Source organism: Streptococcus parasanguinis CC87K (assembly GCF_000507765.1).
In the GTDB taxonomy this organism is placed as follows: domain Bacteria; phylum Bacillota; class Bacilli; order Lactobacillales; family Streptococcaceae; genus Streptococcus; species Streptococcus parasanguinis_J.
In genome coordinates this window covers 133,917-148,083 of sequence record NZ_KI669402.1, presented here as the reverse complement: position 1 = coordinate 148,083, position 14,167 = coordinate 133,917, and the positions used below count along the sequence as shown (strand labels likewise).

Genomic DNA, 14,167 nt, shown 5'->3' with positions numbered 1-14,167 from the left:
AATCAGAAGCTATATCTAGCTCTAAAATTTTTATATAGAACTTGCTGAAGAATCAAAGAAAAAGGCCCTCAAAGCCTTTTTCTTTTGGGCTTGAATATGTTAAAATAAAAGGTATACGTGCTTGGATACAAAGATGAGGATATAACATACAGATAGGCTGTTGAAATTCCTATCTCGTTGAGTTGCTTGACGGCCTTAGTATCTTGATAGTTGAACACGGGCTAAATCCCTAGTGAAAAAGATAGATTTCCTAGTGTGCGTGGCACACTGCGTCAATCTCCTATTTTCATACGGGATTCTTCACGCCCTTTGTATCCTGATTTTTGTAGGCAAGTCGTATAATTTTATCAATCCAAAGGGGATTACAATGACAAAACAAGTGTTTCAAACGACTTTTGCGGGTCGTGAGTTAATCGTAGAGACTGGTCAGGTTGCTAAGCAAGCAAATGGCGCTGTTGTCGTACGTTACGGTGAGTCAACTGTCTTGACGGCAGCTGTCATGTCTAAGAAGATGGCAACTGGGGATTTCTTCCCACTTCAAGTCAACTACGAAGAAAAAATGTATGCGGCTGGGAAATTTCCTGGTGGCTTTATGAAACGGGAAGGACGTCCTTCAACAGATGCGACTTTGACAGCGCGTTTGATCGACCGTCCAATCCGTCCGATGTTTGCGGAAGGCTTCCGTAACGAAGTGCAAGTCATCAATACGGTTCTTTCTTACGATGAAAATGCATCTGCACCAATGGCAGCCATGTTTGGTTCATCATTGGCCTTGTCTATCTCAGATATTCCGTTTGACGGACCAATCGCTGGAGTACAAGTGGGTTATGTCGATGGAGAAATCATCATCAACCCAACGCAAGAACAAGCTGAGCGCTCGCTTCTTGAATTGACAGTAGCTGGTACCGAACACGCCATCAACATGGTAGAGTCTGGTGCTAAAGAATTATCAGAAGAAATCATGTTGGAAGCTCTTCTCAAAGGGCACGAAGCCGTTAAAGAATTGATTGCCTTCCAAGAAGAAATCGTAGCAGCAGTTGGGAAAGAGAAAGCAGAAGTAGAATTGCTTCATGTGGACGCTGAATTACAGGCTGAAATCATTGCAGCCTACAACAGTGACCTTCAAAAAGCGGTCCAAGTAGAAGAAAAATTGGCGCGTGAAGCTGCAACTCAAGCAGTGAAAGACCAAGTGACAGCTGTTTACGAAGAAAAATATGCAGACCACGAAGAATTTGACCGCATCATGCGGGATGTGGCTGAAATCTTGGAACAAATGGAACACGCAGAAGTGCGCCGTTTGATCACTGAAGACAAGGTTCGTCCGGACGGTCGTAAGGTCGATGAAATCCGTCCTTTGGATGCACAAGTGGACTACCTTCCTCGCGTACACGGTTCAGGACTCTTTACTCGTGGACAAACGCAAGCACTTTCTGTCTTGACCTTGGCGCCAATGGGTGAAACGCAAATCATCGATGGTTTGGATCCAGAGTACAAGAAACGCTTTATGCACCACTATAACTTCCCACAATACTCTGTAGGGGAAACTGGACGTTACGGTGCACCTGGTCGTCGTGAAATTGGTCACGGTGCTCTTGGGGAGCGTGCTCTTGCTCAAGTATTGCCAAGCTTGGAAGAATTCCCATATGCGATTCGTTTGGTAGCAGAAGTATTGGAATCAAATGGTTCTTCATCTCAAGCCTCTATCTGTGCAGGAACACTTGCCCTTATGGCGGGTGGTGTGCCAATCAAAGCGCCAGTAGCAGGTATTGCAATGGGTCTCATTTCTGATGGAAATAACTATACCGTATTGACAGATATCCAAGGTTTGGAAGACCACTTTGGAGATATGGACTTCAAGGTTGCAGGTACGCGTGACGGGATTACAGCCCTTCAGATGGATATCAAGATCCAAGGGATTACTGCAGAAATCTTGACGGAAGCTCTTGCTCAAGCCAAGAAAGCTCGTTTTGAAATCCTTGATGTCATCGAAGCAACCATTCCAGAAGTGCGTCCAGAATTGGCTCCAACTGCTCCAAAAATTGATACCATCAAGATTGATGTCGACAAGATTAAGATTGTCATCGGTAAGGGTGGAGAAACCATCGATAAGATCATCGCTGAAACAGGCGTTAAGATTGATATCGACGAAGAAGGAAACGTGTCTATCTACTCGAGCGACCAAGACGCGATTAACCGTGCTAAAGAAATCATTGCAGGTTTGGTTCGTGAAGCCAAAGTGGATGAAGTCTACCATGCCAAAGTGGTTCGGATCGAGAAATTTGGTGCCTTTGTCAACCTCTTTGACAAGACGGATGCTCTCGTTCATATCTCTGAAATGGCTTGGACTCGTACCAACCGTGTCGAAGACTTGGTAGCGATTGGCGATGAAGTGGATGTCAAGATTATCAAGATTGACGAAAAAGGTCGTGTCGATGCTTCTATGAAAGCACTATTGCCACGTCCGCCAAAACCTGAACATTCAGAAGAAAAAGGTGAAAAGGGTCCTCGTCATGGCGATCGTCCTCGTCACCACAACAAAGACCACAAACCTAAAAAAGACTTTACCATTACACAAAAAGATTCAGAATAATCATTAGAAAAGGAGGAGCACGGTATGGGATGGTGGCGTGAAACCATCAATATTGTAAAAGAAAATGACCCAGCAGCGCGTACCTCGCTGGAGGTCCTTTTGACCTATCCGGGCGTCAAAGCACTGGCAGCTCACCGTGTTTCCCACTTTTTGTGGAACCATGGCTTTAAGCTTCTAGCTCGGATGCATAGTCAGTTCTGGCGTTTTTGGACCCAGATTGAAATCCATCCAGGTGCGACCATTGCTTCCGGTGTCTTTATCGACCATGGAGCGGGCCTCGTTATCGGGGAAACGGCCATTGTTGAAAAAGGCGTTATGCTCTACCACGGGGTGACCCTTGGGGGAACAGGGAAGGATGTCGGTAAACGCCATCCAACGGTTCGTGAAGGAGCCTTGGTCTCCGCTCATGCTCAGGTCATCGGTCCGATTGAGATTGGGGCCAAGGCCAAAGTAGGAGCGGGAGCGGTCGTGGTCTCCGATGTACCGAGTGATGTGACCGTTGTCGGAATCCCTGCTAAAATTGTTCGTGTTCACGGTAAGAAGGATGAGCCAATCATTCACCAAGAAGAAGAAAAACGCGAATACTATGTGAGTAAGATGGAGCATGCTAAGGAAGCCAGTCATCGGTCTTCTAGCTTGTAAGGAGATCGCTACGTGATTCAAGCAACCAATACATTGAATGACCACCAACTACTGGAAGCAAAGGCCCTTATTGCCATCTGTCAGAAGTATGACGGAACTTTTCGGGATCCTTATCTCTCCAATATGCTCAATTTTGATCCCGATATGCCCGCCTTTTTCCTTTATTATGAAAAAGGTGAACTTGTTGGCCTATTAACGGTTTATGCAGATGACCCAGATGTGGAAGTAGCGATTCTGGTCCACCCCAATCATCGTCGTCAAGGCATTGCGCGGGCTTTGTATAGAAGTTTTGAGACAGAAACGGCATCTTATCCCATTGAGTCTGTGACTTTTCAGACAGAGCGTGTTTTTCTAGAGCGCCATCCTGATTTTGTCAACAACTGGGGACTGGTCGAGGATGAAGAGACAGAAACCTGGTTAGGTAAGGATAGAAGACCTTATCCGTTGGCAACTGTTTCCAATCTGGACGTTTTGTTAGCAGATCGTTCGTATCAGGATCAAATTAGTCAGTTGAAATTTCAGGCATTTTCAGAGGAACATGAATCTAAAGAAGTTGTGGATAGATATGTCGCTAAAGCTCTGAAAGATCCAGAAAGTCGCCTATATATTTTGCTAAAAAACGGTCAGGTTATTGGAACTTGTACAGTTGATTTATCGAGTAATACGAATTACCTCTATGGTTTAGCAATAGCCGAACATGAACGTGGAAAAGGCTATGGAAGCTATTTGGCAAAATCTCTCGTCAACCAACTCATTGAGCAAAATGACAAGGCCTTTCAGATTGCCGTGGAAGACAGCAATGTTGGTGCCAAACGTTTGTATGAAAAGATTGGCTTTGTCAAACAGACTCAGGTGGTTTATTTGAATGCGAAGGAGTAATAAATGCTATTAGAAGAATTTGAAAATGTACCTGCTGTTATAGAGCCAACTGATCGAAGTCTTCTTAGTAGTGGAGAAATCTGTGATACTATAATTCTGTCTTTTAATGGAGAAATCCTTGAACGAGTAAAGCAGATAGATGGTGTCTACGAAGGTGGCTATCTTACTAATCTAAATGGCAAATTTCCATGGTATATCTATGAAAAAGATGGGAGTAAGGTAGCAGTTGCTATGGCTCTTATTGGAGCTCCAATGGTTGTTGGACTCTTAGAAGAACTCAAAGCAAGAGGATTTAAGAACTTTATCGTTTTAGGATCTTGCGGAGTTCTAGACCAGTCTATTCAAGCAGATAAGATTATCCTACCAAGCTCGGCTTTACGTGATGAAGGTACTAGTTATCACTATGCTCCAGCAAGTGATGAAATAGCCTATGAGCAATTTCTACTCTTAACTATGGAAAAAGCCTTGGATAAAGCTGGCATTGAGCATATTCGAACAAAGTCTTGGACCACAGATGCCTTCTATCGTGAGACAGCTGCTAAGGTTAAACGAAGACTAGCAGCGGGAGCGAAAGTTGTAGATATGGAAGCTTCAGCTATTATGGCCTGGTCCCAATATCGACAAGCCAAGGTCTATCAATTTTTCTATACGGCTGACTATGTGGATCATCACAATCATGAATGGGATGCTAGACGCGAAGATAGAAAAGCAGATGCTATGACCTTCTTTGATATTGCTGTCGATATTGCGTTAGAGTTGGAAAAATAAGAATATAGATTCAAAATCTAGAAACAGAAAGGAAATGAAGCGTGTTAAAAATTTATGATACCATGTCTCGTGATTTGCGAGAATTTGTCCCCATCGAGGAAGGGAAGGTCCGCATGTATGTATGTGGGCCAACGGTTTACAACTATATCCACGTGGGGAATGCCCGTTCAACGGTAGCCTTTGACACGATTCGTCGCTACTTTGAGTATCGTGGCTACGAAGTTGCCTATATTTCCAACTTTACCGATGTGGATGATAAGATCATCAACCGTGCCAAGGAAGAAGGCATTACTCCTCAGGAAGTGGCGGATAAGTACATCGCGGCCTTTCGTGAAGATGTGACGGCTCTTGGGGTCAAGCCTGCAACCGCCCACCCTCGTGTGGTTGAGTTTATGGATGACATCATTCGCTTTGTTACCGACTTAATCGAAAAAGGCTATGCCTACGAGAGCCAAGGCGATGTCTATTTCCGTGTGGAAAAATCCCACAACTATGCTAAGTTAGCCAATAAAACTTTGGAAGACCTAGAGCTAGGTGCTTCTGGTCGGACAGATGAGGAAACAACTCGCAAGGAAAATCCGGTCGACTTTGCTCTCTGGAAAGCTGCCAAACCAGGAGAGATTTCTTGGGACAGCCCTTGGGGACCTGGTCGTCCTGGCTGGCACATTGAGTGTTCGGTCATGTCAACGGGGATTTTAGGCGATACCATAGATATCCATGGTGGTGGAGCTGACCTTGAGTTTCCGCACCATACCAATGAAATTGCCCAGTCAGAGGCTAAAACTGGTCAAACCTTTGCCAACTACTGGATGCACAATGGCTTTGTCAATATTGACAATGTCAAGATGTCCAAGTCTTTGGGCAACTTTATCACTGTGCATGATGCTTTGAAGACGATCGATGGTCAAGTGCTTCGTTTCTTCTTTGCGACCCAACACTACCGCAAGCCGATTAACTTCACAGAAAAAGCTGTCCGCGATGCGGAGACTAACCTCAAGTATTTGAAAAATACTTATGAGCAACCTTTCGCCGGAGAAGTGGATCCAGCAGACTTACAAAACTTTGTGGACAAGTTTATTGCGGCCATGGATGAAGATATCAATGCCGCAAACGGAATCACCGTTGTCTTTGAATTGGCCAAATGGATCAATTCAGGTCATTACAACCAAGACGTCAAGGATGCCTTGGCAAAGATGTTAGAAGTCTTTGGAGTGGTCTTTGTTGAAGAAGTTTTGGATGCGGATATTGAAGCCTTGATCGCTGAACGTCAGGAAGCGCGGGCTAAGAAAGATTTTGCGCGAGCAGATGCCATTCGCGATGAATTGGCTGCGCAAGGAATCAAGCTCTTGGATACAAAAGAAGGTGTAAGGTGGACACGTGATTGATGTCAATCTAATCAATGGGATCGCCCTTGCCTTTGAAGGAGATGCGGTCTATTCCATGTATATTCGCAGGCACCTGATTTTTCAAGGGATGACCAAGCCCAATAAGCTTCACCAGGCTGCAACCCGCTACGTCTCTGCTAGAGCTCAGGCTAGCTTGATTGAAAGTATGCTGGAGCAAGAAATTCTGACAGAAAAAGAGTTGGAGATCTACAAGCGCGGTCGCAATACCAATAGCCATACCAAGGCCAAAAATGCGGATGTCGTGACTTATCGTATGTCGACAGGCTTTGAAGCCGTTATGGGCTATCTTCATATGACGGGTGAGCTTGCTCGTTTAGAAGATTTGATCAACTGGTGCATCCAGCAAGTAGAAGAAGGAAGAAAGTAGTGAAAAATATCAGAGAGTGGTTTCCTCATGCAGAGGTGACGGATCAAGCCCATCCACCAGCTGGTTATGTAGCGATACCCCTTCAGGCTCATCAATGGCTGCTACTGAAGGAAGAAGAGCTAACCGAGCGAGAAAAACAATTGATTTCCTGGTTGGGCGGTGAAGAAGAGGTTGCCCCCAATCCTTGGTACCAATACCTGATCGATGGAAAGGGAGAAGCCCCTCAGGTCATCAAAAAAATGCAGCTTGTCTATTGCCACCTATCGCACTCAACAGCGGAAGGGATGGCTTCTTGGTTAGAGATGATGCAGACACTCTTGCCCAACTTCCGAGCAACCTTGCAATTGAGTGGACAAGATTATGTGCTCATTCTGGACCAAGACCAGTCTTTGCCTGTGGCCGATATCTTAAAAGATACTGTCTCTGCCATGGAGTATGATTTTAACATTCGTTTATCTATCCTGGTCGGGCAAGTATGGACCGAGTCAAAAGAAGGAAAAGTGGCTCCGGTTATCCGAGCAGAACAGGCGGTTTTTCGAGCTTGGATCCGAGAAGGGCATCAAGGCGTCTATCGCTTTTCTCAACTCTATCTGTGGGGGATCGAGCAGGCAGGTCTGGATCTTACTCCAATCAAAGAAAGCTTGCATCAGTTGATTGAAAGTCAAGATCAATTGCAAGACATCATTGTCGCTCTTTGGGAAAATGGGGCAGTCGTGACTAAGGCGGCTCAGCAACTCTATCTCCATCGCAATTCGCTCCAATACAAGATTGATAAGTGGGAAGAGTTAACGGGTCTCCAGTTGAAAAATCTGACAGATCTGGCTCTTTGCTACCATTTAGTCTTGCAAGATGTCATTTAAACGGAATCAATCGAGAGTTTTGTGCAACTTGCACAAAACTCTTTTTCTTTTTTGTGAGACTTGCCATAGATTTGTAAAACGTTTTCATTTACAATAGAACTATAAAAATCAAAGGAGTACCATCATGGTAGAATTAAATCTTAAAAATATTTACAAAAAATATCCAAACAGCGAACACTACTCAGTTGAAGACTTCAACTTGGACATCAAAGACAAAGAATTTATCGTTTTCGTAGGTCCTTCAGGATGTGGTAAATCAACAACTCTTCGTATGATCGCTGGTCTTGAAGATATCACAGAAGGTGAGTGTTCTATCGATGGCACTGTTGTAAACAACGTGGCACCTAAAGACCGTGATATCGCCATGGTATTCCAAAACTACGCTCTTTACCCACACATGACTGTGTACGATAACATGGCCTTTGGTTTGAAATTGCGTAAATACAGCAAGGAAGATATCGACAAACGTGTACAAGAAGCAGCTGAAATCCTTGGCTTGAAAGAATTCTTGGATCGTAAACCAGCTGACCTTTCAGGTGGTCAACGTCAACGTGTTGCCATGGGACGTGCCATTGTCCGTGATGCAAAAGTATTCTTGATGGACGAACCTTTGTCAAACTTGGATGCAAAATTGCGTGTATCCATGCGTGCTGAAATCGCGAAAATCCACCGTCGTATCGGAGCTACAACGATCTATGTAACTCACGACCAAACAGAAGCGATGACACTTGCTGACCGTATCGTTATCATGTCTGCTACTAAAAACCCTGCAGGTACTGGTACAATCGGACGTGTAGAACAAATCGGAACTCCCCAAGAAGTTTACAAAAATCCAGTGAACAAATTTGTAGCTGGATTCATCGGAAGCCCTGCGATGAACTTCATTAACGTGAAATTGGAAGGTGGACACATCGTTGCTAATGGATTGAATTTGAAAGTTCCAGAAGGTGCTTTGAAAGTTCTTCGTGAAAAAGGCTATGATGGTAAAGAATTGATCTTTGGTATTCGTCCAGAAGACGTGAATACAGAAGCTGCATTCCTTGAAACTTTCCCAGAATCAGTTGTGAAAGCTACGATCTCTGTGTCTGAGTTGCTCGGTTCTGAATCTCACTTGTACTGCCAAGTTGGTGACAACGAATTCATCGCTAAAGTGGATGCGCGTGACTACCTTGGAACTGGTGCAACCATCGAACTTGGATTTGACTTGAACAAAGCTCACTTCTTCGATAAAGAAACTGAAAAAACAGTATACTAATATCTACTGACACTATAGAGACTGAGACGATTTGTCTCGGTCTCTTTCATTTTAAGGAGACAAGACATGGAAAAAGATTGGTGGAAGGGGAAGATCGCTTACCAGATTTACCCAAAAAGCTTTAAGGACAGCAATGGCGATGGTGTTGGTGATTTAAAAGGAATCACGGAAAAACTCGATTACCTTCAACAGTTGGGGATTGACATTCTCTGGTTATCGCCTGTTTACAAGAGCCCTTTTATTGATCAGGGATATGATATTTCCGATTATTATGCCATTGACCCCCTTTTTGGGAGCATGGAAGATATGGAAGAGTTGATTGCGGAAGGTAAGAAGCGAGGAATTTCTATCATTATGGACTTGGTGGTTAACCATTGCTCCAGTCATCACGAGTGGTTCCAAAAGGCTTTAGCGGATCCAGATGGCCCTTATGCGGATTACTTTTATTTTATCGAAAGTGACAAAGAACCCAACAACTGGGAAAGTTACTTTGGGGGCAGTGTTTGGGAGCCGGTTCCTGGCACCAACAAATACTATCTTCATTCTTTCCACAAGGATCAGCCAGATCTCAATTGGCAAAACCCTGTCTTGCGCGAAGAAATTTACAGTATGATCAATTGGTGGTTGGACAAGGGAATCGCGGGCTTTAGGATCGATGCTATTATCAATATCAAAAAAGATCTAGAATGGCGTTCGCTTCCGTCTGATCGCGAAAATGGCTTGGTCCCAGTACCGGAGTCGCTAGTGAATGCCCAATCGATTGAACCTTTCTTGCAAGAGTTAAATGAGCGAACCTTCGCCAAGTACAATGCCTTCACAGTTGGGGAAGTGTTCAATGAAACCGACGAAGAATTGCATTTCTTCATTGGAAAAGACGGTGTCTTTTCTTCTATCTTTGACTTCAAGCAAACCTGCTTAGGGCAGGAAGGAAAGGGCTGGTTTGACCATACTCTTCCAACAGCGGAAGAACTTAAGGAAAGTATTTTCCAAGCGCATGAGCGCGCAGATAGGATTGGTGTTCTCTCGACCATCATCGAAAACCACGACGAACCTCGAGGGGTGTCCCATTATATCGCAGAAGGTCCAGTAAATGATACCAGTAAAAAAGCCCTGGGAACCATTCAGGTTTTGCGCAAGGGAATTCCGTTTATCTATCAAGGTCAAGAAATTGGAATGGAGAACCAAGTCTTTGAATCAGTGGAGGGCTTTGATGATATTGCGACCATCAATGGCTACCACGTTGCTAAAGAAGCTGGTTTGAGTGAGGAAGAAGCCTTAGCAGCGATTGCCAACTATAGCCGAGACAATGCGCGGACACCGATGCAGTGGTCAGCGGAGCCAGGTCTGGGCTTTAGCGATGGACCAGCCTGGCTGATCAGTCCCAAACCAGATTATTCCATTAATGTGGAAGACCAGGAAAAGGATCCAGATTCTATTTTGAATTATTACCGCCAGCTGACGGCCTTGTATCGCCATCCCCTCTATGGAAATACCATCCGGTTTGGAGATATGATCCCAGCTTATCGGGACCGCGAGAATATCATCGCCTTCGAACGCCGTGGAGACAAGCGTATCTTGGTAATCAGCAATTTCCAAAATCGCCAGGCCACTTTGGAGTTACCAGCTCCGATTAAAACGCTCGTTTTAAATAATACTGCTGGGTTGTTCCAAGAAGGAGACCAGGTATTAGAATTGGTCCCTTACCAAAGCATCGTGCTGGAATTGGTGGAATAAGGAGAAACTTTGCATCAGTGTTAGACTTTAATGTAGAATAGTATTTTCATTAAATATTCTGGAGAAATTTATATAAGTTTTCTATACTTTAGAATCAGTCAAGTATAAACTGAAACTTTCCGCCGTGAGAAAAGTGCTTGAAACATTATTGTTTCAAGCACTCGGGAGTTTTGGAACATTATTGTTTCAAGCACTCGGGAGTTTTGGAACATTAGGTCCAAAACTAAGTCATGGAACTTCCTGGATTGCTGAAATCATCCACCGGATAATTTCACCTAACCTCCGTACTCACCTAAGGAAAGTTTTGAAAGATATTTTATCTCCAAAAAGAACCTTCGCAGAAACGAAGGTTCTTTTCATGTCATCCAAGTCTAAAGCTGAATCTTATTCAACTTCCTTCTTTTTCAAGAGGAGGAAGCCTCCGCTAATGGCTAACAAGAAGCCTGAAAGAATGAAGTGCGCCGTTGTGTCTTCTCCAGTTTGTGGCAATTGTGCCTTGGCTGGACTTTCTTGGAAGCTTTGTCCCGCTTGGTAAGTCAAGGCTTGCACACTTTCTCCATTTTCAGTTGTCATTTCTTTTTGTGGAAGGAGAACTTTAGGAGTCTCCTTCTTGGTCAAGATTGGCTGTGGAGTGGTTGTTTGGTTATGAATTGGAACCACCACTTGATCTGGTTCTTTCGCTGGAACGTAATCCATCAAGCTTGCTAACTTGCTGCCAAAGATCGCATTGGTTACCCAGCGGAAGAAGTGGACAGGGTGTTGACGGTTGGTTGGATTTCCGGCATAGACAAAGAGTGGTTGTCCCATCAGTTCTCCAGAGATGGCCATGACCTTATTGGCTAGGACTTCATTTTTTGGCCACCAGCCAGCAATGTAGTAGTCGCTCGGAGCGATACTCATCAAGGTTTTGAAATGCTCTGGAACCTTTTCAATCCAGTTTCCTGAGTTGGAGTAGAAGAGGGTATTCTTCTTATAACCGCTGGTCAGTGGATCTTGGTCATCGATGATCGCCTTCATCAAGCCTTCGTAGTCGCTACCGCCTTTTAGTTTTTCAGCGTCAAATCCTGCAAGAACTCCCAATTTTTCCAGTTTCTGCATGGCTTCCCCACCAATGACCAGGGTTGGTTTCTTACCAAAGATGGAAGCGTCAAAGCGGTTGCTTTCCAAAATAACAACATCCGCTTCTTCTGGCGTATTGACGATTTGGAAGCCTAATTTTTCAAGGACCAGACTAGTATGAGCAGGCGCATCTACTCCAGCCCAATTATAGTGGTAGTTCGGAGAGTAGACCTTCATCGGTTTCAAGGTTGGTCCGCTTGGCACCTTGTAGAGGGCATCCCCATAAATGGCATAGTTTGGCAGGAGCGAAGCAAAGGTATCGCGGTCAACGATGTAGCCATCGTCTGTTAGATAGACGGATTTTCCTTGTGCAATAGCCTGGTTAACAGCTTTAACGGCACTGGCTGAGGTATTTGCAATCACATAGTAAGGAGCTTTTGGATCGATCTCAGAGGTACGAGTGGCGCGGGTGGTGGTGACTTCTCCTAATTTTCCGTTGAAAAGACCATCCGCAAAGACAGGTTCGGACTTGAAGCCTCTCATATCTGGGAAGTTGACCAGCAACTCTGCGTACATAGCAGCCCAGGCAGATTCGTTGGAGCCCTTGTAGAGAATGTGGTTGGCATAGCCACGTTTGGCTTGGGCCATGTCAATGACTAAGTCCCCTTTTTTATAGTTGCCAATATCTTCTTTGAGTTCCTTAACGAGGACACCATTGCGTTTGAAGTAGTCGATCATATTGAAGGCTTCTTGGGCATCGTTGTCTTTGTCGAGGCTCATTGGGATGACGTAGTAGTCTGGGAAGAATTTCGGACGACCATTTTTCACACGTCCAACGACTTCCCCATTTGGGCCAACCAGTTCATTTTCGGCTTTTGGATCTTCGGTTTTATTGAGACCACGCAGGTAGAAGTTGAGACGCATCTCAAGGAGACGGTCCGGATCTTGGTTGAGGAAGTCAATCCCTCCTAGGACAGCATTGCGACCTGCTTTGTAGGATTCTTCATTTCCTTCTGGAATTTCGATGGTATGGCCTAAGATACCATGGTAGACAGCATAAACCCCTGTATAGCCAGAGAAGGAGTCATCCCAGCCATCACCCCAATCCAGTTTTGGAATGATGTAACTATTGTATTTAGAATTGGCAACTCCTGCCCGTCCCATATGATGGGCATTTTCTAGCATCAGGTCTGACAGAAGATCGTATTCGAAGTTCGGATCATGTGGTGGCGTTGCAGGTTCGATTAAGAATTCTTTGACAAAACCGTGTAAGTCGTAGAGAGCGATCGGATTCCATTTGTTGATCATTTGGATAACCGTGCGAACTTCAGGGTTGGTTTGGTAGCTGGCATCCCGGTTTGGATCGAGCCCGTTTGCTAGGGCCCGCAGGTTGAGAGCATCCCCATCTGGGTTTTCCGTGAAGTCAAATAAGAAGATGAATTTATTGAGCAAGGTTGGAATATCTAGCGTGACTGTTTTAGCATTTCCAGCTTCATCGGTGGTGTTAAAGGTCACCTTTTCCTTGGTCGCAAAAGTATTGAAGAGGCCTGTGATGATATCAATGCCTGGCTGTTCATCCGCGTGGGTGTTGTGGACCAAGACAGGTAATTTGTAATCCAAGGTCTTGTCTTTTAGTGCGGCCAGCATTTCGCTTGGCTTAGTCAAAGCTGTAGGGTTGGTACTAGAGAGGTAGTGATCGATGCTGGCTTGGTCCTTGCTCACGATCCCCATCTTCATATCCCGGCCTTGGGCACTCTTGCCAAGGGTTTCCAGCTGCACCAAACGATCGGGTTTCGCTTCTTCCTTGGATTTTTCGATGGCAGCTAGCATCTCTTCATGCGTATGGTAGTCCTGATAAGGTCGAAAAACAAGGGTTTTATTGATGGTCACACCTAAGTCTGCATTGGTTCCGACCAGCTCATGGTTGCCGATGTAATTGCGATAAGTCCGGCGAATATTATTTGGGCTACGAAGGCTAAGATCTTCACCAAAGAGATCCTGCACGTCAATGTGGAGATCCAAATCATTGCCGTTTGCGGTCTCTGTGATGGTGAGGAATGGATCCTTGCTCAGTGTTCCTGTCTCCATATCCCAGGTTTTCCACTCAGAGAGAGGCTTATTGTCTAAGGTCCAGCTGATCTTGCCAGCAGCTTGAGCTTTTTCTTGGACTTTGTCATCAATCGTACTCTTTTCAGAGAGATAAATGGTGCTATCCGCCAAGCGTGTCGCTTGGTCAGCGGTTGTTGTAGCACGGTTGGTGACTGGACTAGCGGCTGGAGCAACTTCTGTAGTAGAAGCCACATCGGAAGTCGCTGCTGGTTCCGCAGAAGTGGCAGTGACTGCGGTGTCTTCTTTTTCAGCTACAGAAGGACTGGCAGTATCAGCTGTCACAGGTTGCTCAGTAGCAGGTGTCGCTTCAAGTACCGTGCTTGGTTCTGTTTGAGGCGCTTCTAAGCTATCGGCTGAAGCTTGGCCATGACCGATAACGGAAAGCAAGACAGCCGCTGAGAGGCTGAGTGTTGTAGTGTACAAATGTTTCTTATACGAAGACTTCATCATATAGAAGACCCTCCTTAAAAAGTTATTTTCTAGTTCTAGTATACCATT

Annotated in this window: 10 protein-coding genes; 9 read left to right on the top strand and 1 reads right to left on the bottom strand. The window is 44.9% G+C overall.

Translation table 11 applies throughout. The features are described from left to right. Positions 1 to 367 precede the first annotated feature (367 nt). The 9 genes from pnp (at position 368) to HMPREF1195_RS07185 (ending at position 10,501) form a co-directional block, all read left to right on the top strand. A complete protein-coding gene (pnp, locus tag HMPREF1195_RS07225; RefSeq protein ID WP_023919467.1) occupies positions 368 to 2,590 on the top strand; it encodes a polyribonucleotide nucleotidyltransferase in 2,223 nt (740 codons plus the stop codon). 24 nt (positions 2,591 to 2,614) lie between these two features. Next, positions 2,615 to 3,232, top strand: coding sequence for a serine O-acetyltransferase (cysE, locus tag HMPREF1195_RS07220; protein WP_023919465.1), 618 nt, complete (start codon positions 2,615 to 2,617; stop codon positions 3,230 to 3,232). Between the two features lie 12 nt (positions 3,233 to 3,244). Continuing rightward, complete coding sequence (locus tag HMPREF1195_RS07215) at positions 3,245 to 4,111, top strand: GNAT family N-acetyltransferase (RefSeq protein ID WP_023919463.1); 867 nt, start codon at positions 3,245 to 3,247, stop codon at positions 4,109 to 4,111. Positions 4,112 to 4,114: 3 nt separating this feature from the next. Continuing rightward, positions 4,115 to 4,879: a nucleoside phosphorylase gene (locus HMPREF1195_RS07210; RefSeq protein WP_023919462.1), complete on the top strand. Its 765-nt coding sequence runs from the start codon at positions 4,115 to 4,117 to the stop codon at positions 4,877 to 4,879. 41 nt (positions 4,880 to 4,920) lie between these two features. Continuing rightward, positions 4,921 to 6,264, top strand: coding sequence for a cysteine--tRNA ligase (cysS, locus tag HMPREF1195_RS07205; protein WP_023919460.1), 1,344 nt, complete (start codon positions 4,921 to 4,923; stop codon positions 6,262 to 6,264). Continuing rightward, on the top strand, positions 6,257 to 6,652 hold the full coding sequence (locus HMPREF1195_RS07200; protein ID WP_023919458.1) for a Mini-ribonuclease 3: 396 nt from the start codon (positions 6,257 to 6,259) through the stop codon (positions 6,650 to 6,652). The genes cysS and HMPREF1195_RS07200 overlap by 8 nt, the downstream gene beginning before the upstream one ends. Further along, positions 6,652 to 7,512 (top strand): helix-turn-helix domain-containing protein, encoded by an 861-nt coding sequence (locus tag HMPREF1195_RS07195; protein ID WP_023919457.1) that lies wholly within the window; start codon positions 6,652 to 6,654, stop codon positions 7,510 to 7,512. Before HMPREF1195_RS07200 ends, HMPREF1195_RS07195 begins: the two co-directional genes overlap by 1 nt. A 124-nt stretch (positions 7,513 to 7,636) precedes the next feature. Next, a complete protein-coding gene (locus HMPREF1195_RS07190; protein ID WP_023919456.1) occupies positions 7,637 to 8,767 on the top strand; it encodes an ABC transporter ATP-binding protein in 1,131 nt (376 codons plus the stop codon). Positions 8,768 to 8,833: 66 nt separating this feature from the next. Further along, positions 8,834 to 10,501: an alpha-glucosidase gene (locus HMPREF1195_RS07185; RefSeq protein WP_023919455.1), complete on the top strand. Its 1,668-nt coding sequence runs from the start codon at positions 8,834 to 8,836 to the stop codon at positions 10,499 to 10,501. A gap of 384 nt (positions 10,502 to 10,885) precedes the next feature. Here the strand turns inward: HMPREF1195_RS07185 and HMPREF1195_RS07180 are convergent, their stop codons facing one another. Further along, positions 10,886 to 14,116, bottom strand: coding sequence for an LPXTG-anchored zinc carboxypeptidase (locus HMPREF1195_RS07180; RefSeq protein WP_037599734.1), 3,231 nt, complete (start codon positions 14,114 to 14,116; stop codon positions 10,886 to 10,888). Positions 14,117 to 14,167: the final 51 nt, after the last annotated feature.